Source organism: Actinomadura monticuli (genome assembly GCF_041463655.1).
Taxonomy (GTDB): domain Bacteria; phylum Actinomycetota; class Actinomycetes; order Streptosporangiales; family Streptosporangiaceae; genus Spirillospora; species Spirillospora monticuli.
In genome coordinates, this window is the sequence record NZ_JAXCEI010000004.1 from 366,789 (window position 1) to 392,665 (window position 25,877).

At 73.3% G+C, this 25,877-nt stretch carries 22 protein-coding genes; 13 read left to right on the top strand and 9 right to left on the bottom strand.

Annotation, left to right across the window (positions count from 1 at the left end; translation table 11 throughout):
- Positions 1 to 122: 122 nt before the first annotated feature.
- Entirely contained in the window at positions 123 to 1,622 is a 1,500-nt protein-coding gene (locus SM611_RS10910; RefSeq protein ID WP_371949219.1) for a CoA-acylating methylmalonate-semialdehyde dehydrogenase, read from the bottom strand.
- Positions 1,619 to 2,923 carry an aspartate aminotransferase family protein gene (locus SM611_RS10915; protein WP_371949220.1) on the bottom strand — a complete coding sequence of 435 codons (1,305 nt, stop codon included), beginning with the start codon at positions 2,921 to 2,923 and terminating at the stop codon, positions 1,619 to 1,621. The genes SM611_RS10910 and SM611_RS10915 overlap by 4 nt, the downstream gene beginning before the upstream one ends.
- Positions 2,924 to 3,030: 107 nt before the next feature.
- On the opposite strand from SM611_RS10915, the gene SM611_RS10920 reads away from it, so the two are divergent.
- The 4 genes from SM611_RS10920 (at position 3,031) to SM611_RS10935 (ending at position 7,390) form a co-directional block, all read left to right on the top strand.
- Positions 3,031 to 4,647 carry a PucR family transcriptional regulator gene (locus SM611_RS10920; protein ID WP_371949222.1) on the top strand — a complete coding sequence of 539 codons (1,617 nt, stop codon included), beginning with the start codon at positions 3,031 to 3,033 and terminating at the stop codon, positions 4,645 to 4,647.
- A 62-nt stretch (positions 4,648 to 4,709) separates the two neighbouring features.
- Positions 4,710 to 5,498, top strand: coding sequence for an alpha/beta fold hydrolase (locus tag SM611_RS10925; protein WP_371949223.1), 789 nt, complete (start codon positions 4,710 to 4,712; stop codon positions 5,496 to 5,498).
- A 120-nt stretch (positions 5,499 to 5,618) separates the two neighbouring features.
- A complete protein-coding gene (locus SM611_RS10930) occupies positions 5,619 to 6,749 on the top strand; it encodes a carboxylate-amine ligase (protein WP_371949225.1) in 1,131 nt (376 codons plus the stop codon).
- A 17-nt stretch (positions 6,750 to 6,766) separates the two neighbouring features.
- Positions 6,767 to 7,390, top strand: a complete 624-nt coding sequence (locus SM611_RS10935; RefSeq protein ID WP_371949226.1) for a class I SAM-dependent methyltransferase — start codon at positions 6,767 to 6,769, stop codon at positions 7,388 to 7,390.
- A gap of 1 nt (position 7,391) precedes the next feature.
- Here SM611_RS10935 and SM611_RS10940 read toward each other — a convergent pair whose 3' ends face one another.
- Positions 7,392 to 7,883, bottom strand: coding sequence for a helix-turn-helix transcriptional regulator (locus SM611_RS10940; RefSeq protein WP_371949227.1), 492 nt, complete (start codon positions 7,881 to 7,883; stop codon positions 7,392 to 7,394).
- A 232-nt stretch (positions 7,884 to 8,115) separates the two neighbouring features.
- Between SM611_RS10940 and SM611_RS10945 the strand changes: the two genes are divergently transcribed.
- The 8 genes from SM611_RS10945 (at position 8,116) to SM611_RS10980 (ending at position 18,945) form a co-directional block, all read left to right on the top strand.
- Positions 8,116 to 9,318, top strand: coding sequence for a coiled-coil domain-containing protein (locus SM611_RS10945; protein WP_371949228.1), 1,203 nt, complete (start codon positions 8,116 to 8,118; stop codon positions 9,316 to 9,318).
- Positions 9,315 to 11,765, top strand: coding sequence for a tetratricopeptide repeat protein (locus SM611_RS10950; RefSeq protein WP_371949229.1), 2,451 nt, complete (start codon positions 9,315 to 9,317; stop codon positions 11,763 to 11,765). Before SM611_RS10945 ends, SM611_RS10950 begins: the two co-directional genes overlap by 4 nt.
- Positions 11,762 to 13,012: a protein phosphatase 2C domain-containing protein gene (locus SM611_RS10955; RefSeq protein ID WP_371949231.1), complete on the top strand. Its 1,251-nt coding sequence runs from the start codon at positions 11,762 to 11,764 to the stop codon at positions 13,010 to 13,012. The genes SM611_RS10950 and SM611_RS10955 overlap by 4 nt, the downstream gene beginning before the upstream one ends.
- Positions 13,012 to 14,349: a vWA domain-containing protein gene (locus tag SM611_RS10960; RefSeq protein WP_371949232.1), complete on the top strand. Its 1,338-nt coding sequence runs from the start codon at positions 13,012 to 13,014 to the stop codon at positions 14,347 to 14,349. The genes SM611_RS10955 and SM611_RS10960 overlap by 1 nt, the downstream gene beginning before the upstream one ends.
- A gap of 2 nt (positions 14,350 to 14,351) precedes the next feature.
- Positions 14,352 to 15,233 (top strand): FHA domain-containing protein, encoded by an 882-nt coding sequence (locus SM611_RS10965; protein WP_371949233.1) that lies wholly within the window; start codon positions 14,352 to 14,354, stop codon positions 15,231 to 15,233.
- A complete protein-coding gene (locus tag SM611_RS10970; RefSeq protein WP_371949235.1) occupies positions 15,230 to 16,744 on the top strand; it encodes a GlnX family signal transduction membrane protein in 1,515 nt (504 codons plus the stop codon). The genes SM611_RS10965 and SM611_RS10970 overlap by 4 nt, the downstream gene beginning before the upstream one ends.
- The gene (locus tag SM611_RS10975; RefSeq protein WP_504230278.1) at positions 16,741 to 17,583 is read left to right on the top strand and encodes a glutamate ABC transporter substrate-binding protein; all 843 of its coding nucleotides are present in this window, start codon (positions 16,741 to 16,743) and stop codon (positions 17,581 to 17,583) included. The genes SM611_RS10970 and SM611_RS10975 overlap by 4 nt, the downstream gene beginning before the upstream one ends.
- A 174-nt stretch (positions 17,584 to 17,757) precedes the next feature.
- A complete protein-coding gene (locus SM611_RS10980; RefSeq protein ID WP_371949237.1) occupies positions 17,758 to 18,945 on the top strand; it encodes a hypothetical protein in 1,188 nt (395 codons plus the stop codon).
- Here the strand turns inward: SM611_RS10980 and SM611_RS10985 are convergent.
- Positions 18,909 to 19,481 carry a hypothetical protein gene (locus SM611_RS10985; RefSeq protein WP_371949238.1) on the bottom strand — a complete coding sequence of 191 codons (573 nt, stop codon included), beginning with the start codon at positions 19,479 to 19,481 and terminating at the stop codon, positions 18,909 to 18,911. The two genes, SM611_RS10980 and SM611_RS10985, sit on opposite strands and share 37 nt — an antisense overlap.
- A 136-nt stretch (positions 19,482 to 19,617) precedes the next feature.
- Between SM611_RS10985 and SM611_RS10990 the strand changes: the two genes are divergently transcribed.
- On the top strand, positions 19,618 to 20,136 hold the full coding sequence (locus tag SM611_RS10990; protein ID WP_371949240.1) for a PH domain-containing protein: 519 nt from the start codon (positions 19,618 to 19,620) through the stop codon (positions 20,134 to 20,136).
- Positions 20,137 to 20,351: 215 nt separating this feature from the next.
- On the opposite strand, the gene SM611_RS10995 is transcribed toward SM611_RS10990, so the two are convergent.
- From SM611_RS10995 to SM611_RS11015, 5 genes are read right to left on the bottom strand one after another with little or no spacing between them, the layout of a single operon-like run.
- Positions 20,352 to 21,764, bottom strand: coding sequence for an NAD(P)/FAD-dependent oxidoreductase (locus tag SM611_RS10995; protein WP_371949242.1), 1,413 nt, complete (start codon positions 21,762 to 21,764; stop codon positions 20,352 to 20,354).
- A gap of 1 nt (position 21,765) precedes the next feature.
- Positions 21,766 to 22,593 carry an ABC transporter permease gene (locus SM611_RS11000; protein ID WP_371949244.1) on the bottom strand — a complete coding sequence of 276 codons (828 nt, stop codon included), beginning with the start codon at positions 22,591 to 22,593 and terminating at the stop codon, positions 21,766 to 21,768.
- Positions 22,590 to 23,450 (bottom strand): ABC transporter permease, encoded by an 861-nt coding sequence (locus tag SM611_RS11005; RefSeq protein WP_371949246.1) that lies wholly within the window; start codon positions 23,448 to 23,450, stop codon positions 22,590 to 22,592. Before SM611_RS11005 ends, SM611_RS11000 begins: the two co-directional genes overlap by 4 nt.
- Entirely contained in the window at positions 23,450 to 24,694 is a 1,245-nt protein-coding gene (locus SM611_RS11010) for a polyamine ABC transporter substrate-binding protein (RefSeq protein ID WP_371949248.1), read from the bottom strand. Before SM611_RS11010 ends, SM611_RS11005 begins: the two co-directional genes overlap by 1 nt.
- Positions 24,691 to 25,845 carry an ABC transporter ATP-binding protein gene (locus tag SM611_RS11015; protein WP_371949249.1) on the bottom strand — a complete coding sequence of 385 codons (1,155 nt, stop codon included), beginning with the start codon at positions 25,843 to 25,845 and terminating at the stop codon, positions 24,691 to 24,693. Before SM611_RS11015 ends, SM611_RS11010 begins: the two co-directional genes overlap by 4 nt.
- Positions 25,846 to 25,877 lie beyond the last annotated feature (32 nt).

A 25,877-nucleotide genomic window follows, 5' to 3' on the forward strand; every position in this document is an offset into this window, starting at 1 on the left:
GCACAACCGTGCCGGACAAAAATTAACGACGAAATGCGGGGGCGGTGGGAAACTCCCAAACCTGCGCGCGCGCACGGCCGGTGCCCGCGCGGGGCACCGGCCGTCAGCAGCGTCGACGCGGCTCAGCCGCTGGTCGGGAAACCGAGGTTCACGCCGCCGTGGCTGGGGTCGAGCCAACGCGCGGTGACGGCCTTCGTACGGGTGTAGAAGTGGACGCCTTCCATACCGTGGGCATGACTGTCACCGAACAGCGAGTCCTTCCAGCCGCCGAAGGAGTAGTACGCCATCGGCACCGGGATGGGGACGTTCACGCCGACCATGCCGACCTCCACCTCGTTCTGGAAGCGGCGCGCCGCCCCGCCGTCGTTGGTGAAGATCGCCGTCCCGTTGCCGTACGGGTTGGCGGAGATCAGCTCCATGGCCTCCTCGTAGGAGCCGGTCCGCACGACCGACAGCACCGGGCCGAAGATCTCGTCCTTGTAGGCGTCCATCTCCGGGGTGACGTGGTCGAGGACGGTCGGGCCGAGCCAGAACCCGCCGTTCGCACCGCCGAGGACGTCCGGGTCGCGCCCGTCGATCGCGAGCGTGGCGCCCTGCGCGACGCCGCCGTCGAGGTAGGACGCGACCTTGTCGCGGTGCGCGCGCGTGACCAGCGGGCCCATCTCCGACCGGGGGTCGTCGCCGGGACCGACCCTGAGCTTCGCCACCCGCTCCCGGATCTTGGCCATCAGCTCGTCCCCGACCGGGTCCACGGCGACGACGACGGAGATCGCCATGCACCGCTCCCCCGCCGAGCCGAACCCGGCCGACACGGCCGCGTCGGCGGCGAGGTCGAGGTCGACGTCCGGCAGGACGAGCATGTGGTTCTTCGCGCCGCCGAGCGCCTGCACCCGCTTGCCGTTCGCCGCGGCCGTCGCGTAGACGTGGCGGGCGATCGGCGTGGAGCCGACGAAGCTGACCGCCTTGACGTCGGGGTGGTGCAGCAGCCCGTCCACCGCGGCCCTGTCGCCGTGCAGGACGTTGAACACCCCGTCCGGCAGCCCCGCCTCGGCCCACAGCTCCGCCAGCCGGACGGACGCCGACGGGTCCTTCTCCGACGGCTTGAGCACGAAGGTGTTCCCGCACGCGATCGCGACCGGGAACATCCACATCGGCACCATCGCCGGGAAGTTGAACGGCGTGATCCCGGCGGCGACGCCGAGCGGCTGCAGGATCGAGTAGGCGTCCACGCGGGTGGACACGTTCTCCGAGAAACCGCCCTTGAGCAGGTGCGGGATGCCGCAGGCGAACTCGGCGACCTCCAGGCCGCGGGCCACCTCGCCGGCCGCGTCCGAGATCACCTTGCCGTGCTCGGCCGAGATCAGCCGGGCGATCTCGCCGCGGTGCGCGCTGACCAGCTCGCGGAACCGGAACAGCACCTGGGCGCGCCGGGAGAGCGGGGCGTCCCGCCAGCCGGGGAACGCGGCCTTCGCGGCGGCCACGGCCGCGTCGACCTCCTCCCGCCCGGCGAAGTCGACCGTCCCCGCGACGCGTCCCGAGGCGGGCTCGTAGACGTCGCCCCGGCGCGCGGCCTCCCCGTCGAAGGGCTTGCCGCCGATCCAGTGCGTGACGTGCGTGGTCATCGGGCTCCCTCGGCGACGGTCTCCAGCGATGCGATCAGGATGCCCAGCCCCTCGGCGGCCTCGGCGTCGGTGAGGGTCATGGGCGGGGCCATGCGCACCACATTGCCGTACAGGCCGCCCTTGCCGACCAGCAGCCCCCGCTCGCGGGCGGCCTCCATCAGCGCGGCGGCGAGCGGCGGGCTCGGCTCGCCGGTGCCCGGGTCGGCCAGCTCGACCGCGAACATGAGGCCCTTGCCCCGCACGTCCTTGACGATCGGCAGCCGCCCGGCCGCCCTGCGCAGCCCTTCGATGATCGTCGTGCCCTGCTTCGCGGCGTTCGCCTGCAGATCGTGGTCGAGGACGTGGTCGAGCGTCGCGTTCGCGGCGGCCATCGCGACCGGGTTGCCGCCGAACGTGGAGATGCCGAGCGCGGGCAGCGCGTCCATCAGGTCGCCGCGCGCCACGACGCCGCCGACGGCGAAACCGTTCCCGAGGCCCTTCGCGAACGTCATCATGTCCGGCGAGACGCCGTGGTTGTCGATGCCCCAGAAGCCCTGGCCCGTCCGCCCCCACCCGGTCTGAACCTCGTCGGAGATGAACAGGATGCCGAACTCGTCCAGGACGCGCTTGTAGGCGGCGAACAGGCCGTCCGGCGGCATCGTGAAGCCGCCGACGCCCTGGATCGGCTCGGCGATCAGCGCGGCGACGTCCGGGCCGGCCGCGGTGGCGAGCACGTGCCGCAGGTCCTGCGTGCACGCGTCGACGTACTCCTCGTCGGACATCCCGGCGAACTGCGGCAGGTGCCGGTCGGCGCCGTGCAGGAAGTGGACGTCCAGCGGCGAGAACGACAGGTTCGTCCAGGCCCGGTTGCCGGTGACCCCCGCGGCGGCGAACGAGCGGCCGTGGTAGCTCTGCCGCATCGCGAGGATCTGGTCGCTGCGCCGCGCGTACGCGGCCAGCAGCAGCGCCGTCTCGTTGGCCTCCGTCCCGGAGTTGGCGAAGAAGACCTTCGCGTCCGGGATGCCGGACAGCCGGGCGATCTTCTCGGCCAGCTCGACCTGGCCGCGCAGCAGGTAGGCGGTGGAGGTGTGCACGACGCCGGTGGCGAGCTGCCGCTCCACCGCGTCCCGCACCTCGGGGACGTCGTAGCCCAGCATGTTCGTGAGGATGCCGGTGAAGAAGTCGAGGTAGCCGTTCCCCTCGGCGTCGGTCACGCGGGCGCCCTTGCCGCCGACGATCTCGATGGGGTCCGTGTAGTTGAGCGCCATCCACGACGGCATGACCGCCCTGTGGCGCCGGAGCAGGTTCGCGTGTTCCGACATGGCACAAGTGTCGGACGCCCGGACGTCCCGGACCACCCGCAGAGTGTCAGGACCAGGCGTTCCCCGTTAACGGTCTGCCTGCGGAGGCGCGGATATCATCGCGGGCGATGCTGCCCACACTCGACGACGTCCTCCAGCTCGACGCGGTGCGCCGCGGCCAGCCGCGCGTCGTCACCGGCGCGGACCGCACCGGCAACCGCGTTCGCTGGGTGCACGTCGCCGAGGTCACCGACATCGCGCACCTGCTGCACGGCGGCGAGCTGGTCCTGACGACCGGGATCGCGCTGCCGGACGAGCCGGAGCGGCTGCGCGCCTACATCGCCGAGCTCGCCGAGGTCGGGGTCAGCGGGCTGATGATCGAGCTGGGCCGGCGCTACGCCAGCGTGCTGCCGCCCGCGCTGATCGCCGCCGCCGAGGATCACGGCCTCCCGGTGGTCGTCCTCGCGCACGAGCCCGCGTTCGTCGACATCACCGAGGCCGTGCACGCCCGGATCGTGCGGGAGCAGTTCGCGGAGCTGCGGGCCTCCGAGCGGCTGCACGAGATCTTCACCCGGCTGTCGGTCGAGGGCGCCTCGACCGACGAGGTCGTCCGGCAGGTCGCCGCGCTCGGCGGGCACCCCGTCGTGCTGGAGAACCTCGCCCACCAGGTGCTCGCCGCCGACGCCGACGGCTCCGACCCGTCCGAGCTGCTGTCGGCGTGGGAGACCCGCTCGCGCGCCGTGCGGCCCGGCCGCCGCACCGGCTACGACCCGACGTCCGGGTGGCTCGTGACCATGGTCGGCGCGCGCGGCGAGGACTGGGGCCGGCTGATCATCGACCTCGGCGCGCCGCCGTCGCCGCGCGACACCGTGCTGATCGAGCGGGCCGCGACCACCCTCGCGCTCGGCCGGCTGCTGGACCGGCACGCCGAGAGCGTCGAGCGCCAGGCGCACGGGACGATCATCGCCCGCATCCTCGCGCACGCCTACTCCGACCCGCAGGAGGCCGCCGCCCGCGCCCGCGCGCTCGGCGTGCCGCTGTCCGGCCGCCGGCTGCTCGGCGTGGTGCTCCGGCACCGCGGGCCCGGCACGCCCGCGCCGCCCGTCGGGGAGCTGTCCGCGCTCGCCGAGGCGGCCGCCGCCGCCTGCAAGGACGCCCGCCTCGCCGCGCTCGTCGGCGTCCTGGACGAGGGCGGCCCGCACGCGCGCGTCGGCGTCCTCGCCTCGCTGCCCGCCCGCGCCGACGTGGAGACGGCGCTCACCGAGGTCGGCACCCGCGTCCGCAAGCAGTCCGGCGGCACGGTCATGGCCGCCGGGTCGGTGGTGGAGACCATCCAGGACGTGCGGCGCTCGTTCCTGGAGGCCGAGCAGGTCGCCGACGTCGCCGCCCGCGGCTCCGGCGGACGGCTGTTCTACCGCCTCCCCGACCTGCGGCTCCGCGGCCTCCTGCACCTGCTGCGCGACGACGCCCGCGTCCAGACGTTCGTGGAGCGGGAGCTCGGGCCGCTGCTGGAGTACGACGCCCAGCGCGGCAGCGACCTGACGCGCATCCTGGAGCTCTACCTCGAATCCGGGCGGAACAAGGCCGTCGCCGCGCAGCGGGCGCACCTCTCCCGCCCCGCCTTCTACGAGCGGCTGCGGCGCATCGAGCGCGTCCTCGACGCCGATCTCGACGACGTGGAGTCGTGCGTGTCGTTCCATGTCGCGCTGCTGGCGTTGAGCTCCGTCCGGTGGGAGCGCCCCTGACCGGTCCCCCGTGGCCGGTGAAGGACGTCCGGGAGCCGCCCTTCGCGCATACGCTTCACTGCATGACGGACGCGGCGTTGCATGTGCACCGATATGGAGACCCGGCGGGGGAGCCCGCCGTCCTGCTGCACGGGGTGACGGGCCACGGGGCGCGCTGGCGGCGGACGGCGGAGTCGTATCTGGCCGACCGGTCCGTCCTGGCGCCCGACCTGCGCGGGCACGGGCGCTCGCCGCACGAGCCGCCGTGGACGGTCGAGCGGCATGTGGCGGACGTCCTGGCCCTGCTGGACGCGGAGGGCGTGGAGCGGACCGACCTCGTCGGGCACTCCTACGGCGGGATGATCGCGCTGCACCTCGCGCGGACGGCGCCGCGCCGGGTGCGGCGGCTCCTGCTCCTCGACCCGGCGATCGGCCTCACCCCGGAGTACGCCGCGCGGGAGGCGCGCGCCTACCTGGCCCCGCCCACGTACGCCGACGCCGCGGAGGCCCGCGCCGACCGGGCGGCGCGCTGGTCCGGGGCCCCGGCCGACCTGGTGGACGAGGAGGTCGCCGAGCACCTCGAACCCGCTCCCGACGGGCGGCTGCGGTGGCGGTACGAGCCCGCGGCCGTGGTCACGGCGTACTCGGAGATGGCCCGCCCCCTCCTGACGCCGCCGGCGGACCTGCCCACCCACCTGGTCATCGCGACGCGGGCCGACCTCGTCCGGCCCGAGTTCGTGGTGGACTGCCGCGCCGCGCTCGGGCCCGGCCTCGTCATCAGCGAGATCGAGGCCGGCCACATGCTCTACGTCGACAGGCTGGAGGAGACGGGGGCCCTGCTCGCCGGCTGGCTCGGCGAGCCCGCGAGCTAGGACGTTCCACCGCCCTTCCACCAAGGCCCGGTCAAGAGCGCACATCGCGGGCACGGCTCTCTGACCAGGACGACCCCTTCCTCGTACGTACATCGGCGCACTCCCGGGAAGGAGACTCTGGTGAGAGTGCACAGGGGGCCGCGCACGTTCGGAGTGGAGGAGGAACTGCTCCTCGTCGACCCGGCGGACGGCGCGCCGCGCGCCGCCTCCGGTTCCGTCATCCGCTACGCGCGGCGCCACGACGAGCTGTTCCGGACGGACGGCCGCTGGTCCACGCCCCTCGAGACCGAGCTGCAGCGCGAGCAGCTGGAGACGGCGACCCCGGTGTGCACCTCGCTGTCCGAGCTGTCCGACCAGCTCCGCTCGGCGCGGCTGGCGGCGGCCGACGCCGCGGCGGGCGTCGGCACCGCCGTGGCCGCCCTCGCGACGTCCCCGGTGAGCGTCCGCCCGTCGCTGACGCCGTCGCACCGCTACCTGCGGATGGCGGACGCGTACGGGCCGGCCGCCGACGAGCAGCTCACCTGCGGCTGCCACGTGCACGTCGGCATCGAGTCCCCGGACGAGGGCGTCGCCGTCCTGGACCGCATCCGGCCATGGCTGCCGCCGCTCCTCGCGCTCAGCGCGAACTCGCCGTTCTGGCAGGGCGCCGACACCGGCTACGACAGCTGGCGGCACCAGGTGTGGAACCGCTGGCCGTCCAGCGGGCCGACCGAGCTGTTCGGCTCGGCCGCCGCCTACCGGACGACGGTCGAGGCCATGCTGTCGACCGGCGCGCTCGTCGACGAGGGGATGATCTACTTCGACGCCCGGCTGTCCCGGCACTACCCGACCGTGGAGGTCCGGGTGCCGGACGTGTGCCTGGTCGCCGACGACGCCGTGCTGATGGCGGCGTTCGTCCGGGCGCTGGTCGACACCGCCGCCCGCGCCTGGCACGCCGGCGAGCCGCCGGACCCGGTCCGCGCCGACCTGATGCGCCTCGCGATGTGGCGGGCCTGCCGCTCCGGGCTGCGCGACGACCTCGTCGACCCCCGCACCCGCCGCGCCGCGCCCGCCGCCGCGGTCGTGGGCGCGCTGCTCGACCACCTCACCCCGGCCCTCGACCGCGCCGGGGACCTGGAGACCGCGACCCGCCTCCTGCACGACCTGCTGGAACGCGGCAACGGCGCCCACTTCCAGCGCACCGTCCACACCCGCGCCCACAACGTCGCGGCCGTCGTGGCCGCCGCCGCGGACCGGACGGTCGCCGTCTGATCCGCCAGAATCCCTCCATGCTGGACGACATCGCTCTGGAGAGATCCCCGGTCGTGGCGAACTGCGCCATGAACCGGGAGCGCACGCTGAAGGGCTACGTCCGCGAACTGGGCGTCGACGTACTGGCCGAAGCCGGACGCCGCTGGCTCGACCTCTGCTGCGGCACCGGCCGCGCGCTGACCGAGGCCGCCGCCGCGAACCCCCGCCTGGAGATCATCGGAGTGGACCTGGTCGACCACTTCGTTCCCGCACCGGCCTCACTCCACCTCGTCACCGCCTCCATCACCGCCTGGGCCCCGGCCGGCCGGGCCGACCTGATCACGTGCGTCCACGGCCTGCACTACGTGGGCGACAAGCTGGGCGCCCTCACACGCGCCGCGTCCTGGCTCACCGAAGACGGGCTCCTGGTCGCGAACTTCGACCCGCGAAGCGTCCGCCTGCCCGACGGCTCCCCCGCCGGCCGCCGCCTCACGGCCGCCCTCCGCCGAGCGGGCTTCACCTACGACCCCCGCCACCACCGCATCTCGCTACGCGGCCACCGCACGATCGCCCTCCCCTACGCCTACGAAGGCGCCGACGACCGAGCGGGCCCGAACTACACGGGCCACCCGGCCGTCGACTCCTTCTACAAGCCCACCTGAATCAGCTCTTGCCCCAGGGCAGGTAGCGGTCGGCGCGGCGGGGGCGGGAGCGCAGGCCGGTGGACTCGACGGCGAGGATGCGGTCGAAGCGGAAGGCGCGGACGCCGCGGCGCATGCGGCACCAGCCGACGAGGTACCAGTGGTCGCGGTGGACGAGGCAGGTCACGGGTTCGACTTCGCGGATCGTGACGTTGGCGCCGGCGTCGCCGTAGCAGAGCCGGACGACGCGGTGGTCGGTGATGGCCGCGGCGATCACGCGGGCGCGGTCGGAGGTGGCGGTCTCCAGCGGCGTGGTGAGGGTCGCGAGGGTGGTGGTGACGACGTCGTCGTGGGGGGCGGCGTCGAGGAGGGTGTGCAGGGCGCGGCGCGCGGTCGTGGCCTGCGGGCCGGTGCCGAGGTGCGCGAGGGAGAGCGCGAGGGCGGCGATCTCGGCCGCGGTGAGGGGGGCCGGCGCGGTGGGCGCGGTCTGGGGGTGCGTCGCAACGTTCGCCATGGTTCGATCATACGTTCGAACACTGACATTGTGGAGGGTTCGGGTGCGGCCGGATCGCGTCGTGTGACACAGCGCGGGAGGGGCGGAGGACCGATGATCGCTACCGGTTGAGAAGGCGGCCGTGCATGGGGAAAACTGAGGCTCCGAAACGTGCTCTATTCGGGGGAATCGGGGGCGAACATGGGCCAAGCGTGGACCGGTCTTGAGTGACGCGCGCGTGAACGGCCCCCCGATGAGCCGTGAGGAGGCGGACCGTACGCTCGCACGGCTCCGGGACGAGAAGGAGCGCATCGGCGCCGCGCTCCTCGAACTGGAGGCCCACCAGGGGTACCAGCTGCTGGAGGGCGCGACCCTGAGCGGGGAGTCGCAGCGCGTCCAGGCGGACGTGCGGTCGCGCTCGGGGTCGCTGTGGAGCCTGTTCGACCTGTACGGGCGCACGGTCGACGCGGCGGAGGAGCTGCGGGCCCGCCATCCGAAGCCCGGGCCGGCGCAGCTCGCGGAGCTGACCCGGCTGCTCGCCGGCGCGTCGGTCGAGCTGCCCGTCACGGAGGTGCCGCTGGAGCGGCGGACGCTGCTGGCCGTCCCGGCCGGGGAGCGGCTGACGCTGCGGGCGGCGGTCGACCGGATGACGGCCCTGTACGAGGAGATCGCGCGGTCGGTCGCGGCGCTCGACACGGTCTGGTCGACGCTGCTGTCCCGGCTGGCGGAGGTCGAGGCGGAGCGGCGGGCGGCCGGCGAGCTCCTGGAGTCCTTGGGCGGGACGGAGCCGGAGTTCGAGCGGCTGCGCGGCGAGCTGGAGTCCGCCGCGGCCGTCGTACGCGGCGACCCGCTGTCCCTGGCGCGGGACGGCCGTGCCGACACCGCGCGGCTGGACGCGGTCCTCACCGGCCTCGCCGGGGTGCGCCGCAGGCTCGCGGAGGCGGAGCGGCTGCGCGACGGGTTCACCGACCGGATCCGGGGCGTCGCCGCCGTCCTGGAGCTGCTGCGCGAGGCGGAGGCGGAGGCGCGGGGCGTCCGGGACGAGGTGCTCGCCAAGATCGCCTCCCCCGTCCTGCCCGATCTGCCGGAGATGTCGGCGACGCTCGCCGACCGGCTCGCCGCGGTCGGCGCGCCGGGGCGCGGCGGCTGGCACGACCTGGCGGAGCGGGTCGCCGACCTGGAGCGCGCGGCGGCCGCGGCGCTCGACCGGGCCCGCGAGACCGCGGGCGTGATCCGCGGGCTGCTGGACCGCCGCGAGGAGCTGCGCGGACGGCTGGAGGCCTACCGGGTGAAAGCCGCGCGGCTCGGGCACGCCGAGGACGCCGACCTGGCCCGGATCTACGAGCAGGCCCGCGAGCTGCTGTGGACCTCGCCCTGCGATCTGCGGAGCGCGACCGTGTCGCTGTCCGGATACCAGCGGGCCATCATGTCGCGGGCGAAGGGAGCGGAACGATGAGCCAGTGCACCGAGCCGGGCTGCGGCGGAACCGTCGACGGCGGCTACTGCGTCCTATGCGGCGTGGCAGCCTCCCCCGGAACCCCGGCCTCCGGAGGCCCGGCGCCGTCCGCGCCGGGCGCGTGCGCGCAGCCGGGCTGCGGCGGGACGATCACCGACGGCTACTGCGACGTCTGCGGCAGTCCGCCGGAGAGCGCCGCGCCGGCCGTGCCCGCGCCGCGCCCGGCCGCCGAGCGGGCCGACGCGTGCGCGCAGGCGAGCTGCGCCGGGACGATCATGGACGGCTACTGCGACGTGTGCGGCTCGGCGCCCGCGCAGACGGCCCGCGTGGCGGCCACCGGCCGGAGCGCGAGCACGGGCGGCACGTCCACGGGAAGCACGCGGACCGGGAGCACCCGCACCGGGTCGTCGCGCACGGCCGGCCGCCGCGGCATGCTCGGCGCCGGCCTGGTCGAGGTGCCCCGCGTCCCGTACCGGGACCCGTCCAGCGCGGTGATGCGCGACCCGCAGGTCGCCGAGAGCAAGCGGTTCTGCAGCAGCTGCAGCGAGCCCGTCGGCCGGGGGCGCGGCGACCGGCCCGGCCGGACCGAGGGGTTCTGCCCGAAGTGCGGCACCCGGTTCTCCTACACGCCGAAGCTCAGCCCCGGCGACCTCGTCGGCGGGCAGTACGGCGTACTCGGCTGCCTCGCGCACGGCGGGCTCGGCTGGATCTACCTCGCCAAGGACCGCAACGTCAGCGACCGCTGGGTGGTGCTGAAGGGCCTGCTGGACAGCGGCGACGCCGACGCGATGGCCGCGGCGGCGGCCGAGCGCGCCTACCTCGCCGAGGTCGAGCACCCCAACATCGTCAAGATCTATAACTTCGTCCAGCACGACGGTGACGGCTACATCGTCATGGAGTACGTCGGCGGCGAGTCGGTCAAGGACATCCTGCTGCGCCAGCCGCAGCCGCCGGGCGAGAGGCACCTGCCGCTCGCGCAGGCCATCGCGTACGGGCTGGAGTCGCTGCGGGCGTTCGAGTACCTGCACGCGCAGGGCCTGATCTACTGCGACTTCAAGCCGGACAACGTGATCCAGTCCGAGGAGCAGCTGCGGCTGATCGACCTCGGCGGCGTCCGCCGGCTGGACGACCCGGACGGCGCCATCTGGGGGACGGTCGGCTACCAGGCGCCCGAGATCGCCGACGCGGGGCCGTCCGTCTCCTCCGACCTCTACACGGTCGGCCGCGCGCTGGCCGTGCTGAGCTTCCCGTTCCGCGGCTACACCAGGAAGTACGTCCACTCGCTGCCGCCGCGCTCCGAGGTCCCGGTGTTCCAGCGGTTCGAGTCGTTCCACCGGTTCCTGCTGCGCGCGACGCACCCCGAGCCGGACGAGCGGTTCCAGGACGCGGCGGAGATGGCCGAGCAGCTCACCGGCATCCTGCGGGAGGTCCTCGCCGCCGAGGACGGCACCCCGCGGCCCGCCCCGTCGGGCCTGTTCGGGCCGGAGCGGTTCACGATGCGGATGGCGGGCGGGGACGCCGACCTGGAGGCGCTGCCGCCCGTCCCGCCCGAGGTGGCCGCGGCGTCGCTGCCGGCGCCGCTGGTGGACGGCGCCGACCCGGCCGCCGCGTTCGTGTCGGGGCTGTCGGCGCTGGAGCCCGCGCAGGCCGCGGAGGCGGCGGCGAACGCGCCGGCGCGCACGCCGGAGGTCCTGCTGGCGCACGCCCGCGCCAAGATCGAGCTGGGCGCGGCCGGCGAGGCCGACGCGCTGCTCGACGAGGCCGGCACCGAGCGTCCCGGCGACTGGCGGGTCGGCTGGTACCGCGCGGTCGCGCTGCTCGCGCGCGGGCAGGTCGCCGAGGCCGAGCCGCTGTTCGACCGGCTGTACGGGCTGCTGCCCGGCGAGGCGGCGCCGAAGCTGGCGCTCGCCTACTGCCGCGAGCGGTCGGCGCCCGCCGACGCGGTCCGGCTGTACGAGACGGTGTGGCGCACCGACCAGAGCTACCTCAACGCGGCGTTCGGGCTGGCCCGCGTGCATCTCGCGGCGGGCGACCGGCGCGCGGCGGTCGCGGCCCTCGACTCGGTGCCGACGATCTCCATCCGATTCGTGCCCGCCCAGGTCGCGGCGGTGGCGACGGCGGTACGCGGCCGTCCGCCGGCCGAGCTGTCGGCGGCCGAGCTGGTCGCCGCCGGGGACCGGCTCACCGCCCTCGACCTGGACGCCGAGCGCCGCGACCGGCTCGCCGCCGAGGTGCTGGAGGCCGCGCTCGACTGGCTCCTCGCCGGCTCGGGCGGGGCGGGCGGCGCGCGGGGCGGGTCGCTGCTCGGCGCCCCGCTCACCGAGACCTCGCTGCGCCGCCTGCTGGAGGCGACGTACCGGGAGCTGGCGCGCCGCACCCGTGACCGCGACGAGTGCCGCCGGCTCGTCGACTCCGCCAACGCCGTACGCCCGAGGACGCTGCTGTGACCGATGACCAGACCGGAGCCGACGCCGAGCACGCCGCGGCCGAGCACGCGAAGGCGGCGGAGCTGTCCTGCCCCGAGTGCGGCGAGATCGTCTACGCGGAGGAGGTCTTCTGCGAGAAGTGCGGGCACCGGCTGACCGACGCGCCGTCCCCGGCGGAGCCCGCGGCGCCGGAGCGCGCCCCGGGACGGCCGTGCGCCGGCTGCGGCGGGACGGCGATCGACGCCGACGGCTACTGCGAGCAGTGCGGGCTGCGCCAGCCCGCCGAACGCGACCACCTGGAGTTCGAGCTGCCGGCGGCCGGCGGGAGCGGCGGCCGGCCGCCGCTCGCGGCGGGCGCCAGCGACCGCGGCCGCCGCTACAGCCGCAACGAGGACGCGATCGCCGTCGCCGCGCACGCCGCCGGGGTCGCGGCCGTCGTGTCCGACGGCGTCGGGTCCTCGCAGCGCCCCGAGGACGCCTCCCGCACGGCCGCCGACACCGGTGCCGCGGAGCTGGTCGCGCGGCTCGACGCCGGCGAGGACCCCGAGGACGCGACCCGGCACGCGGCGCTGCGCGCGGCGGCGGCCGTCGCCGCGCTGGCCACCTCCCCGTCGGACGCGCCGTCCTGCACGTACGTGTCGGCCGTGACGCGAGGCACGACGGTGACGGTCGGCTGGGTCGGCGACAGCCGCGCCTACTGGCTGTCCGCGGACGGCGCCGCGGGGCCGGGCGAGAACGATCCCGCGGGCCCGGCGCCGGACGCCGCCGACACGGAGGTCAGCACCGGCGACATGGCCGAGCTGGGCCCGTCCCGCCGGCTCACCGAGGACGACTCGTGGGCGGCATTCATGGTCTCCGAGGGCTCGCTGACCGAGGCGGAGGCCGAGGCGCACCCGAACGCGCACGTCATCACCGCGTGGCTGGGCGTGGACGCCGGGGAGGTCCGCCCGCACGTCGCGACGTTCCGGCCCGCCGGCCCCGGCACGCTCCTCATCTGCAGTGACGGCCTGTGGAACTACTTCCCCGCGGCGGGCGACCTGGCCGCGCTGCTGGGCGGCCCCGGCGGCGCGAACGGCGCGCCCGACCCGGCGTCCGACCCGCTCGAAGCGGCGCGGACGCTCGTGCGGCACGCCCTGGACGCGGGCGGCCGCGACAACATCACCGTCGCCGTGATCCCGCTCCCGTCCCCCGCCGCTCCCGCCTCCCGCGCCGACCACCGCCGCACCGCCCAGAGCCTCGATACCCCGCAGAGCACGGAGCAGCCCTGATGAGCGAGCAGCCGCAGTTCACCGTCAAGATCGACCAGAACCGGTACCTGCCCGAGGGCGGACGCGAGATGCACGCCATCGTGTCCGTCGAGGCGACCGCGGCGGACGGCGCGCCCGTCCCGTCCGCGACCCGCGCGTCCGAGGTCGTCATCATCGACACCTCGGGCTCGATGTCCTACCCGGAGACGAAGCTGCGCGCGGCGGTCGCCGCCGCGCAGGTCGCGATCGACACGCTGCGCGACGGCGTGGAGTTCGCGGTCGTCTCCGGCTCCAACCAGGCCAAGATGATCTTCCCGAAGCACACCGGGCTGGTCCCCGCGAACCCGGAGACCCGCGCCGAGGCCAAGCAGGCGCTGAGCCGGCTGTCGGCGGCGGGCGGCACCGCGATCGGGTCGTGGCTGCAGCTCGCGAACCGGCTGTTCGACACCGTCCAGGGCGGGATCCGGCACGCGATCCTGCTCACGGACGGCAAGAACCAGCACGAGACGCCCGCCGAGCTGGACGCGGCGCTGGCGGAATGCGGCGGCCGGTTCGTCTGCGACTGCCGCGGCGTCGGCACCGACTGGGAGGTCGCCGAGCTGCGCAAGGTCGCCTCCGCGATGCTCGGCAGCGTCGACATCGTCGCCGACCCGGCCGGGCTCGTCGCCGACTTCCGGGCGATGACGGAGGCGGCGATGGGCAAGTCGGTCGCCGACGTCGCGCTGCGGGTGTGGACGCCGCAGACGGCGACGCTGCGGTTCGTCAAGCAGGTGCTGCCCTCGGTGGAGGACCTGACCGGCAAGCGCGTCGACTCCGCGCCGCAGGCGGGCGACTACCCGCTCGGCGCGTGGGGCGCCGAGAGCCGCGACTACCACATCTGCGTGGAGCTGCCCCCCGGCCAGGTGGGCGGCAAGGAGCTGCGCGCGGCGTGGGTGCGGCTCGTCGTGCCCGGCGGGCCGGGCGAGGAGGCGCGGGTCCTGGCGTCGGGGAACATCCTCGCCCAGTGGACGGACGACGAGGCCCTGTCCACCAAGATCAACCCGCGGGTGGCGGACGCCACCGGGCAGGCCGAGCTGGCATCCGTCATCCAGGAGGGGATGCAGGCCCGGCGGGACGGCGACCTCGACACCGCGACGGCGCGGCTCGGCCGCGCCGTGGTGCTCGCCGACGAGGTCGGCAACGAGGCGATCACCGCGATGCTGCGCAAGGTCGTGGACGTCGTCGACCCGGCGACCGGCACCGTCCGGTTGAAGCGCAACGTCGACAAGGTCGCCGAGATGGAGATCGAGACGCGGTCCACCAAGACGGTCCGGACCCGCAAGGACGAGACCGTGACCACGCGGCGGGGCGAGGGCTGAGCATGGCGAGCTGCCCCAGCGGACACACCTCGCAGTCGACGGACTACTGCGACGTCTGCGGCGAGGCCATCGGCGGCGCCTCCACCGGCGGGGCCGCCCCGCACCCCGCCCAGGGCCCACCGGCCGGGCAGGGCGGCGCGGGCGGCGCGGGCGGCACGCGGCCGTGCCCCGACTGCGGGACGCCCGGCGCCGACCGGTTCTGCGAGGCGTGCGGGTACGACTTCGCGACCGGTGGCGGCCTCCCCACGCCCCGGACGGCTCCCGCGCAACCCGCCCCGCCCGTCCAGCCCGTCCAGCCCGCGCCGGTGCCCGATCCGGCGCACCGGGGGCCGTCCGATCCGCGGCCCGCGCCTCCCATGCCGGCTCCGCCGGTGCCCGCGCCGCCGGTCCCCCGGCCGCCCGTCCCGCAACCGCCGGTGCCCGCGCCTCCGGTGCCGGCGCCGCCCGTCCCGTCCCCGCCCGTCCCGGGCGCGGTCTGGACGGCGGTGGTGACGGCCGACCGCGAGTACTTCGGCACGGTCATCGCCGAGGAGGGGCCCGACTCGGCCTCCCTCGCGTTCCCGCCGTACGCGCCCGAACGGCGGATCCCGCTCACCGGGCGGGAGGTCAGGATCGGCCGGCGCAGCTCCTCGCAGCCGTCCCCGCCGGAGATCGACCTGCGCGAGCCCCCCGAGGACCCCGGCGTCTCGCACGTCCACGCGGTGCTGCTGGCCAAGCCGGACGGCACCTGGACGCTGGTCGACCCCGGCTCCACCAACCGGACCTGCGTCAACGGGTCCACCGACCCCATCCCGTACAACGTGGAGGTCCCCGTCGCCGACGGCGACCGCATCCACGTGGGCGCCTGGACCACCATCACGCTCACCCGAGGCGAGGCGACATGACGGCCGTAGAGCAGGCTCCCCCGGCGGGCCCGCCCGCCGTTTCCACACCGGCGGCGCCGCCCGCCCGGCGCGACTCCGCCGGACGGCTCCGGTCGGCGTCCGGCCCGCCGCCCACCGGCGCGGCGCGGCTGCTGCCCCGCACCGTCGCGGCCCGCGTCCGGACGCTGACCGCCATGTCGCTCGTGCTGCTGGTGGTCCTGCTCGGCCTCGGCTGGGCGGCGGTCGCGAACGCCCGCGAGGGCGTGCGGGTCATCGGCCACGACGCGGGCCCGCAGGTCGTCGCGACCGGCGACCTGTACTTCCAGCTCACCGACATGGACGCGCAGCTCGCCAACGCGCTGCTGATCGGCGGCGCGGCGGGCGGCGGGCGCGACCAGGCCCTCGCCCGGTACGAGGAGAACCGGCGGAAGGCCGGGGACGCGCTGCTGAAGGCGGCGAAGCTCGCCGACGAGACGACGGAGGACAACACCGCCCGGGACGTGCTGGACGCGCTCGGCCGCTACGAGCGCCTCGCCGGACAGGCGCTGCTGCTCGACCGGCAGACGCCGCACGCGTCCGGCCCGCCGTCGCAGAAGGTCACCGACCTCTACCGGGAGGCGACCGACCTGATGAAGCTGGACCTGCTGCCCAAGGCGTACAACCTGACGCTCGACAACGGGACGCTCGTCCGGCACACCTACGAGGAGAAGCGGTCGGCGGTCCTGATGGGGCGCACCGGGCTCCTCGTGGCGGGCGCCGCGCTGCTGGCGACCCTGGTCGGCTTCCAGCTGTACCTCGCGAAGCGCTTCCGCCGCCTGCTGAACGTGCCGCTGGCCCTGGCCACGCTCGGCACGCTCGTGCTGGTCGCCGCGGGCGCGCTCATGCTGTCCGGCCAGGCGAGCCATCTGCGCAAGGCCAAGGAGGAGGGGTTCGACTCGATCCTCGCCCTCTCGCGGACGCGCGCCATCAGCAACAGCGCGAACGCCGACGAGACCCGCTTCCTCCTCGATCCCGGACGGGCGGACGCCTACGAGCAGGTGTACCTGAGCAAGTCCCAGACCGTCCTGTACCTGAAGGCCGGCAACCTGACCCAGTACAACTCCGAAGTGCAGAAGGACCTGTCGTTCGAGCCCGGACGGGCGCCGTTCCTCGGGTTCCTCGGCACCGAGGCCAACCGGCCGACCGGATCCGCCGCGCGGGAGGCGCAGCTTGCGGACGCCATGGACAGGACCCTGAGCGCCTACCAGAAGGTCCAGGCGAACGACCGCCGGATGCGGGATCTCGTCAAGGCCGGGCAGCGCGACCAGGCCGTCGCCGCCCGCGGCACCGCCGCCGCCGACTTCACCGCGTACGACCGTTCCCTCCAGGACCTGGCCGGCATGCACCAGAAGGCGTTCGACGAGGCGGTCGAGGACGGGGACGGCGGCACGACCGGCTGGTACGCCGTGCTGCCCGCGGCCGGCGTCGTGATCGCCCTGCTCGTGCTCGCCGGGGTGCGCCCCCGCCTGGCCGAGTACCGGTGGTCGAAGTGAGGGCGCGCCGCGCGGCGGCGGCCGTGCTCGCCGCCGCCGCGGTCCTCGCCGCGGGCACGGCGTGCGGCATCGCGGACGCCGAGGACGGCTCCGTCGCCGGCAAGGACCGGCTCGTCATCGGCGTGAACGGCGACCAGCCCGGCGTCGGCGAGCTCAAGGGCGGCCGCTACGAGGGATTCGACATCGACGTCGCCAAGGAGATCGCCGGGCGGCTCGGCGTCGGCGGCGCGGACGTGGTGTTCAAGCGGGTGTCCTCGGCGACGCGCGAGAAGATGCTCCGGAACGGCGAGGTGGACCTCGTGGTGGCGAGCTATTCCGTCACCCCCGAACGCAAGGTGGAGGTGTCGTTCGCGGGCCCGTACTACGTCGCCCACCAGGACATCCTCGTCCGCGCGTCCGACGCTGAGAGGATACGGAGCATTCACGACCTGAAAGGGCGGCGGCTCTGCCGGGTGCGCGGGTCGGTGTCGTTCCCGCGCGTCCACGACGAGCAGGGAATCGCGGCCTTGCCGGTCGACGCGGACGGCTACTCCGGCTGCCTCGCCGACCTCGTCTCGGGGAGGCTCGACGCTGTCTCCACCGACGACCTGATCCTCGCGGGGCTCGCGGGCAAGGCGTCCGGAAGCGGCCAGAGGCTCGGCATCGTCAACGCGCCCTTCACCGACGAGCCGTACGGCGTCGGCATCCGGAAGGGCGACGTGGACGGCTGCGAGGCGGTGAACAAGGCGATCACCGGGATGTACCAGGACGGCACCGCGCCGCGCTTGCTGGAACGGTGGTTCGGAAAGTCCGGGCTGAAGATCACTCCCACCGTCCCGCAGTTCGAGGGCTGCGTCTGAACGGCCGCCACCCTTAGCACGGAACCGGTTACGGAATGACACGGAAAGGGCCGCTGAGACCGCTGGGTCATGGAGATCAGACGGTTACGTAAGTTCCGGTCGGCGCGCGTGATCGTAAGTTATGGTCGCGATCAAAACCCGATCCGGAAATCACCGTCCCGCCCGAGGAGTGCCATGACGACGGTCATCCTGGTGGTGATGTGCGTCGTGGTGGGGGCGCTGGAACTCTACGCGGGCAAGCAGAGCCGCGACCAGGCCAACGCGTTCACCCGCCGGATCGACGAGCTGAACGACCAGGTCACCAAGCAGAACAACGTGCTGGTCACGGTCGGGGAGCAGCTCACCGCCGAGCTGTCGCGGGTCAAGCAGGACGTGCTGCCCGCGCTCGACAACCGGCTCCGGCAGAACACCGGGCAGGTCGAGGAACTGGCGGGCCTCGTCCACCAGGCCGACGACTACCTGCGGACGCAGGCGGGCCGGCTGCGCGAGCTGGAGCAGCAGCGGATCACCCTCGCGGCGCTGCGCCGCAAGCTCGGCGAGGTCGAGACGTCCGTGCGGGCCGTCACCCGCGCGCACGGCGAGTCGGCCTCCGGAAAGGTCGACGCGGCCCTCGACCGGCTCGGCGAGCTGGAACGCGGCGGCGCGGAGATCCTGGAGCTCCAGCGCACCCTCACCCGCACCCTGGAGGACGTCGAGGACGTCGTCGCCGAACTGCTGCGGTTCACCGAGGGCGAGCTGGACGACACCGTCACCGCCGCGCTCACCGGCCGTCCGCGCGCCCACGGCGACGCCGTCACCGCCACCGGCCGGCTCTGGACGCGCGACGACCAGCTGGAGGAGATCCTCAGCGAGATGTACGAGCGGTGCGTGCGCGCGAGCCGGCTGAACGTCCGGTTCCGCACGGCCGAGGGCTCGGACGACCCCGCCCCCGGTTCGCCGGAGCGGCGCCGCTACTTCCTCGGCGGACACGCCTCCGAGGACCTCGCCGGAGTGTTCAGCGCGCTGCTCATCTCCACCGGCGCCGACCTCCCCCACAACGGCACCCACGAGTCGAAGCGCGGGCTGGCCAGGGTGGAGCCGGGCGTCCCGTCAGGGGTGGAGCCGGTCCGCCCGCCCGAGGACGAGGCGGCCCTCAAGTCGCTGCTGCGGACGCTCGCGGAGTGCTCCGGCGCCGTCGCGCAGATCGGCCCGCTCATGGCCGTCCGGACGCGGGACGAGCTGCTGTGCGCGGTCCTGACGGCGGCCCAGTCGCTGGAGCTGGAGAGCGACGAGGTGTTCTGGGACCCGGCCGCCGCGACCGTCCGGCTGCGGCGGCTGCCGTCGCATCAGCTGTGGGACCTCACCGGCTGGGGCAGGGCGTAGGCGCGCACGGTCCGCTGCGCGGGGCTCCCGATGCGCACGTACAGCGGGCAGCCGGCCGTGCGGGTGAGCGGGTCGACCTCGGCGCACAGCCCGATCCCGGCCGCGCGGTCGAGGAACACCACGTTCTCCACCGCCCGCGCACCGCGGATCGCGTACGGGACGGAGTCGGCGTCGCCGGTGTCGAACAGCTCCTCGAACGTCAGCCGCCGCGCGAACCGCATCAGCACGCCGGCGTCCACGACCCGGCTGCCGATCGCCGCCGCCGGGCCCGCGACGACGATGCCGAAGCTCGGGTCCTCCCGGCCGCGGACGTAGATCTCCCGGTCCGGCTCCAGGCCGCGCCGGCGGTCCGGGATCTGCACGCCGAAGCCGGCGTCGCCGTCCAGGTAGGCGGGCGGACCGAAACCGCCGGCCGTCGTCCCGGGCCGGACGCGCAGCGCGCCCGCCGGCATCTCCCAGCCCGGCAGGTACACGCCGAGGCCGCGCAGCAGCAGCCGCCAGATGGGACGTCCCGTCACGTCCGGCGTGAACTCCATGGGTTCCATCATCGGGCGCGAGATCTCCCGTCCACAAGATCCTCTCGGGAGCCAGAGCCCTTACCGCGCGGCCCCTGCGCGGCCGGCGGCGCGTCGGCTACCGTTGGACCAACCGGATCATGACGAGGACGCCGCCGTGAATCTGCAGGACATGATGGTGCACCGCGACAACTCCTCGCGCACCGTCGACAAGTATCTGATGTCCTACGAGGGGCGCGTCATCGCGGTGCGCCGGCACCCCGCCGTCCTCCTCCCGCCCGTCGCGGCCGTCGTCGCCGGGCTCGTCGCGTGCGCCTCGGTCAGCGCGGTGACCGGCATCGCCTGGATCTGGTGGCTGTGGCTGATCGCGATCGCCTACCTGGTCTGGAAGGTCATCGCCTGGTCGCTCGAGTTCTTCCTGGTCACCGAGCACCGGGTGATGGTGATCAAGGGCGTGCTCAACCGGGACGTCGTGATGATGCCGCTGGCCAAGGTCACCGACATCACCCTGAACCGCTCCATGACCGGCCGCGTGCTCGGCTACGGCGAGTTCCGCACCGAGAGCGCGGGCCAGAAGCAGTGGCTGCAGAGCATCCCCTTCATGCCATACCCCGAGCAGCTCTACCTGGAGGTCTCCTCAGTGATCTTCGGCAGCACCGAAGCCTCCCCCGACTGACAAGAAGTCCCCGTGCTGACCTCTGGGTGGACGTCCGTAAGCCCGCCCGGCGACGACCTCCACGTTGCGATCGCGTGCGAAGCCAGGTTTCGAGCTTGCGAGAAACCTGATCGCGCAGCGAGCCGCAAGGCGAGCCGGAGCGATGCTGCGATCGCCGTTTCGCCCGTTGAAGGGAAGGCGCGCCAGCGCCTGACCGCCGAGGGCGAACCAACGAACTACGAGTCGAAGCCGAGGCCGAGCCGGTCGAGGGTGCGGAGCCAGGGGCCGCGGCGTCCGGCGTTGCGGTCGGCGCGGGCGATTCCGCGGCGGGTCAGTTCGATGACGCCGTACCTGAGCGGCTCCGGCGGAAACGGGACGGGTCTGGTGCGGACCATCTTCAGCCGTGTCCGTTCGGTCTCCTCGCCGGGTGCGAGGCCGACGTGCAGAAGGTCGAGCATGACGTCCGCGCCGAAGCGGGTGGCTCCGACGCCGAGGCCGGTGTAGCCGGCCGCGTAGGCGAGTCTGCCGTCATAGGCGGTCCCGAAGAAGGCGCAGAAGCGGCTGCACGTGTCGATGACCCCGCCCCAGGAGTTGGTGAAGCGGACGCCTTCCAGTTGCGGAAACGTGGCGTAGAAGTGCCGCGCGAGGGTCTCGAACGTGGCGGGACGGTTCTCCAGTTCCGGTCGTATCCCGTTGCCGTAGTGGTAGATGGCGTCGTAGCCGCCCCAGAGGATCCGGTTGTCCGCGGTGAGCCGGTAGTAGTGGAACTGGTTGGCGCTATCGCCGACGCCTTGGCGGTTGCGCCAGCCGATCGCGTCGCGCTGCCCCCCTGTGAGGGGTTCTGTCATCAGCGCGTAGTCGTACACCGGGACGACGTAGTTGCGCAGCCGTTTCACCAGCGGCGGGAAGGCGCCGGTGCCGAGGACGACGCGGCGGGCGGTGACCGTCGCCCCGCCGGGCGCGGTCAGACGCAGACCGTCCCGCTCCGCGCGCAGGCCGGTGACGCGGGTGTTCTCGAAGATGCGGACGCCGAGGGAGCGGCACGCGTCGGCGAGCCCCCAGGCGAGCTTGGCGGGGTGCACCATCGCGGTGGATGCCGGGTTCCACAGGCCCGCGCGGTACGTGGGCGAGTCGACCTCGGCCCGGACGGCGTCGCGGTCGAGGAGGACGGGGTCCCAGCCGAGGCCGGACGCCGTCTGCGCCGCCTCTTCGAGGGCCGGGACCTGCCATTCCTCGGTGGCGACGTCCATCTCGCCGGTGAGCTCCCACTCGGCGTCGATCCCGTACTTCGCGAGGGTGTCGCCGATGGCGCGGAGGTTGGCGCGGCCGAGGCGTTCGAGGGCGGGCATGTCGTCCGGCCAGCGTCCGGCGCCGTTCTCCACACCGTGGGTGAGGCTGGCGGCGCAGAAGCCGCCGTTGCGCCCGGACGCGGCGGCGCCGATCCGCCCCGCCTCCAGCACGGCCACGTCCAGGGACGGGTCGCGCTCCTTGGCGAGCAGGGCCGTCCACAGGCCGCTGTACCCGCCGCCGATGACGGCGAGGTCGCAGGCCCGCGCGCCGTCCAGCGGCGGCCCCGCGTCCGGACGGGCCCCGTCCTGGAGCCAGAACGGCTCGCGCTCGGCATCCGCGAGCGCCTTGACGATGTCCATGTCAGCGGGACGCGCGGACGTTGCGCCGGGCGGAGACGACCGCGATGACGATGCCGACCGCGAAGATGAGCGTGCCCATCACGTTGACCTGCGGCGGCGTGCCCGTCCGGGTGGAGCCGTAGATCCACAGCGGGAACGTGACGGTGGCGCCGCTGGTGAAGTTGGTGATGATGAAGTCGTCGATGGACAGCACGAACGCCAGCAGCGCCCCCGCCAGCACCCCCGGCATGATCATCGGCAGTGTGACGAGGCGGAACCGCGTCCACGGGCCGGCCCCGAGGTCCTGCGCCGCCTCCTCCACCGCCGGGTCGAGGCCGACGACGCGGGCCCGGACCGTCACCGCGACGAACGCGATCGAGAACATCACGTGCGCGACGAGGATCGTCAGGTACCCGCGCGGCAGGTTGAACGTGACGAACATCGACAGCAGCGAGGCGCCCATCACGATCTCCGGGCAGGAGATCGCCATGAACAGCACCAGGTTCGTCGAGCCCTTGCCGCGGAACCGGTAGCGGCCGAGCGCAAGGCCCGCGAACGTCCCGAGGACCGTGGTGATCAGCGTGCTGAGCAGCGCGATCGTCAGCGAGTTGACGACCGCGGTGGTCAGGTCGCTCTTGTCGAACAGGTGCCGGTACCACTTGAGCGTGAAGCCCTGCCACTCGAAGTTCTGCTTGCTGCGGGTGTCGTTGAACCCGAACAGGATCATGATCGCGATGGGCAGGATCAGCCAGGCGATCAGCACGAGCGTGTAGACGTGCAGGCCGGAGCCCCTGCGCCGCGGGCGGGCGGGCCGGTTGGGCGCCGGCGCCTTCGTCGTGAGCGTCGTCATCGTCCCGCCGCCTCCAGAACGTCCTCGGTGCCGAGGGTCCGCGCGTAGGCGAAGATCCCGACGAGCAGGATCGCCATCAGCGAGAACGACAGCGCCGACGCCGTCGGGTAGGCGCTGTTGTTGAAGTACTCGGTCTGGATCACGTTGCCGATCATGGTGTTCTGCGGGCCGCCGAGGACCTCGGCGTTGACGTAGTCCGACGACACCGGCACGAACGTCATGATCACGCCGGCGAAGACGCCGGGCAGCGACAGCGGCAGGATCACCCGCGTGAACGCCTGCAGCCGGCTCGCGTACAGGTCGTAGGCCGCCTCGACGACCCGGTGGTCGATCCGCTCCAGCGCCACGTAGATCGGCAGCACCATGAACGGCAGGAAGTTGTAGGTCAGCCCGGACACGACCGCGACGCCGGTGTCGAGGATGTGGAAGTCGTCCGGGAGGACCGTGCCGCGCAGCGGCCCGAGGAGCGGCCCGTTGTCGGTCAGCACCAGCTTCCACGACACCGTCCGCAGGATGAACGAGACGAAGTACGGAAGCAGCAGCAGGAACAGGTACGTCGACTTGTGCCGCCCGCCGCGGAACGCGATCCAGTACGCGGCCGGGTAGGAGATCGCGATGCACAGCACCGTCGCCAGGAACCCGTACCAGAGCGACCGGACGAACTTGTCGCCGTAGGTGTCGATCCCGTCGATGTAGTTCTGCCAGTGGAACGTCTGCCGGAACCCGTCGATGAGGTTCCCCGTCTGCAGCGACAGGGACACCATCAGCACCATCGGGATGAGGAAGAACGCCGCCAGCCACAGCCCGCTCGGCAGGATCATGAGGTACGGCGTGAGCCGCCCCCGTCCCCGCGCCATCACGACCCCTTGGAGATCGGCTCGAAGATCTTCTGGTACTCGGCCTCCTCGGCCTGGGTGAGCCGCCGGTAGTGCCGCAGCCGGGCCAGGTCCGCCTCGGACGGGAAGATCAGCGGGCTGGTGCTCAACCGGTCCAGGTCCTTCTTGTCCGCCCCCGTGGCCTGCGCCGCCTTCTGCTTCAGGATCTCCTGCGTGGCCGGGATCGGCGGCATGTAGTTGATGAACTCGGTCAGCGGGGCGTTGTTCTCCGGGACGTACAGCCAGTCCATGAGGGTCAGCGCGTCCACCGGGTTCTCGGCGGTCTTCGGGATGCACATGTTGTCGGTCCAGATCGTGCCGCCCTCCTCGGGCACCACGAACTTCACGTCCGGGCTGGTGAGGCTGTAGACGTCCCCCGACCAGGCCATCGTCATCCACACGTCGCCCTTGCTGACGGCGTCGACGTAGTCCTGGCTGTAGTACTTGCGGACGATGCCCTTGTCGCGCTGCTCGCGCAGCTTCGCGGCGGCCTTCTCCCAGTCGGCCGTCGTCGACTTCTCCGGGTCGATGCCGAGCAGGAACATCCCGAAGTTCCCGAGTTCCTGGGAGTCGCCCATCATGCCGACCTTGCCCTTGTACTTCGCGTCGAAGAGCTGGGCGATGCTCGTGATCTCCTCGTCCACGTACTTGGTGTTGTAGGCGATGCCCGTCACACCCGACTCGTACGCGATCGTGTGCGCGTTGCCGGGGTCGTAGGACGGGTTCTTGAACGACGCGCCCGCGTTCTTCTGGAAGTTCGGCAGCTTCGCCAGGTCGAGCGGCGCCAGGTAGCCGAGCTGGCGGCACTGCTCCAGCTGGATCCCGTTCGTCATGATCATCAGGTCGAACCCGATGGACTGGCCCGCCGACAGCGGCGCCTGGATCTTGCCGAACCACGGGCCCATCTCCTGGATGACCTCCTTGTAGGTCACCTTGATGCCCGTCTCCTTCTCGAACGCCTTGATGGTCGAGCGGTCGTCCTGCATGTAGCCCGGCCAGTTCGCCCAGTTGAGCCTGCCGTTCTTCGCCTTGCCCGCCCAGAACTTCTGCACGTCGGACTGGCTGACCTTCTCCTTGCCGCCCTGCCCCTGCACGCCGCAGGCCGAGAGGGCGAGCCCCGCACCGGCCGCCCCCATGAGCCGCAGGACGTCCCGCCGGGCCATGCCGGACCGTGCCAGGCGCGGCCGGGTGAGTCCGCGGAGGAAAGCGGGGTCGATGTTGCTCACTGGGGGGCTCCTATGGCGTAAGAGTGGCGCGGCTCCCACGACAGCCAGACGCTGTCGCCGCGGGTGGCGATGTCGTCGGCGGACGTGGCGTTCTGCAAGAACACGACGACGTCGGCGCCGGCGGAAGTGGTGACGTTGTAGTTCGTCGACGTGCCGAGGTACACGACCTCGGTGACGGTGCCGCGGACGCCGCACAGGTCGTCCGCGGGCCGCTCCAGCGCGATGCCGATCTTCTCCGGCCGGACGGTCAGCTCCAGCCGCTCCCCCGCCGCGACCTTCCGGCCGCCCCTGACCGGGACCTCGATCCGCCCGTCAGCGCCGTAGGAGATCACGGCGGTGCCCGCCGCGGCCTCGGCGACCTCGCCGCCCAGCAGGTTGGACGTCCCGATGAACCCGGCCACGAACCGCGTCGCCGGATGCTCGTAGATCTCCCGCGGCGTCCCGAGCTGCTCGATCAGCCCGTCGTTCATGACCGCGATGCGGTCCGACATGGTCAGGGCCTCGCCCTGGTCGTGCGTCACGTACACGAACGTGATGCCGACCTCGCGCTGGATCCGCTTCAGCTCGACCTGCATGGCCTGCCTGAGCTTCAGGTCGAGCGCGCCGAGCGGCTCGTCCAGCAGCAGGGCCCGCGGCCGGTTCACCAGCGCGCGGGCCAGCGCGACCCGCTGCTGCTGGCCGCCGGACAGCTCGCCGGGACGGCGCTTCTCCCGCCCCGCCAGGTCGACGATGCCGAGCATCTCCCCGACCCGCGTGGAGACCTCCGCCTTCGGGACGCCGCGCCGGCGCAGGCCGAACGCGACGTTCTCGAAGACGCTCATGTGCGGGAACAGCGCGTACGACTGGAACACCATGTTCACGTCGCGCCGGTTCGGGGGCACGCCGGTGACGTCCTGCCCGTGCAGATGGACCGTGCCCGCCGTCGGCTCCTCGAAGCCGGCGATCATGCGCATGGTCGTCGTCTTCCCGCAGCCGGACGGGCCGAGCAGCGAGAAGAACTCGCCCTGCGCGATCTCCAGGTCGACGCCGCGGACCGCGGGCACGGTCTCGCCGTGGGCCTGGTACGCCTTCTCCACTCCCGTGAGCTCGATGGCGGGAACTGCGCGACCCGGGTCGTCGCGCGCCGGGGCCTGCTGCTGGGTCTCGGTCATGGGCGGGGTTCCTTCACGGGCTCGTTCGACGG

Bases quoted from the DNA above. Each gene is read 5' to 3' on its own strand.
- SM611_RS11015 (WP_371949249.1), bottom strand. From the start codon at position 25,845: ATGACCGAGACCCAGCAGCAGGCCCCGGCGCGCGACGACCCGGGTCGC.
- SM611_RS10920 (WP_371949222.1), top strand. From the start codon at position 3,031: ATGCTGCCCACACTCGACGACGTCCTCCAGCTCGACGCGGTGCGCCGC.
- SM611_RS10935 (WP_371949226.1), top strand. From the start codon at position 6,767: ATGCTGGACGACATCGCTCTGGAGAGATCCCCGGTCGTGGCGAACTGC.
- SM611_RS10965 (WP_371949233.1), top strand. From the start codon at position 14,352: ATGGCGAGCTGCCCCAGCGGACACACCTCGCAGTCGACGGACTACTGC.
- SM611_RS10970 (WP_371949235.1), top strand. From the start codon at position 15,230: ATGACGGCCGTAGAGCAGGCTCCCCCGGCGGGCCCGCCCGCCGTTTCC.
- SM611_RS10985 (WP_371949238.1), bottom strand. From the start codon at position 19,481: ATGGAGTTCACGCCGGACGTGACGGGACGTCCCATCTGGCGGCTGCTG.
- SM611_RS11005 (WP_371949246.1), bottom strand. From the start codon at position 23,450: ATGGCGCGGGGACGGGGGCGGCTCACGCCGTACCTCATGATCCTGCCG.
- SM611_RS10925 (WP_371949223.1), top strand. From the start codon at position 4,710: ATGACGGACGCGGCGTTGCATGTGCACCGATATGGAGACCCGGCGGGG.
- SM611_RS10915 (WP_371949220.1), bottom strand. From the start codon at position 2,923: ATGTCGGAACACGCGAACCTGCTCCGGCGCCACAGGGCGGTCATGCCG.
- SM611_RS10945 (WP_371949228.1), top strand. From the start codon at position 8,116: ATGAGCCGTGAGGAGGCGGACCGTACGCTCGCACGGCTCCGGGACGAG.
- SM611_RS11000 (WP_371949244.1), bottom strand. From the start codon at position 22,593: ATGACGACGCTCACGACGAAGGCGCCGGCGCCCAACCGGCCCGCCCGC.
- SM611_RS10950 (WP_371949229.1), top strand. From the start codon at position 9,315: ATGAGCCAGTGCACCGAGCCGGGCTGCGGCGGAACCGTCGACGGCGGC.
- SM611_RS10910 (WP_371949219.1), bottom strand. From the start codon at position 1,622: ATGACCACGCACGTCACGCACTGGATCGGCGGCAAGCCCTTCGACGGG.
- SM611_RS10995 (WP_371949242.1), bottom strand. From the start codon at position 21,764: ATGGACATCGTCAAGGCGCTCGCGGATGCCGAGCGCGAGCCGTTCTGG.
- SM611_RS10960 (WP_371949232.1), top strand. From the start codon at position 13,012: ATGAGCGAGCAGCCGCAGTTCACCGTCAAGATCGACCAGAACCGGTAC.
- SM611_RS10980 (WP_371949237.1), top strand. From the start codon at position 17,758: ATGACGACGGTCATCCTGGTGGTGATGTGCGTCGTGGTGGGGGCGCTG.
- SM611_RS10940 (WP_371949227.1), bottom strand. From the start codon at position 7,883: ATGGCGAACGTTGCGACGCACCCCCAGACCGCGCCCACCGCGCCGGCC.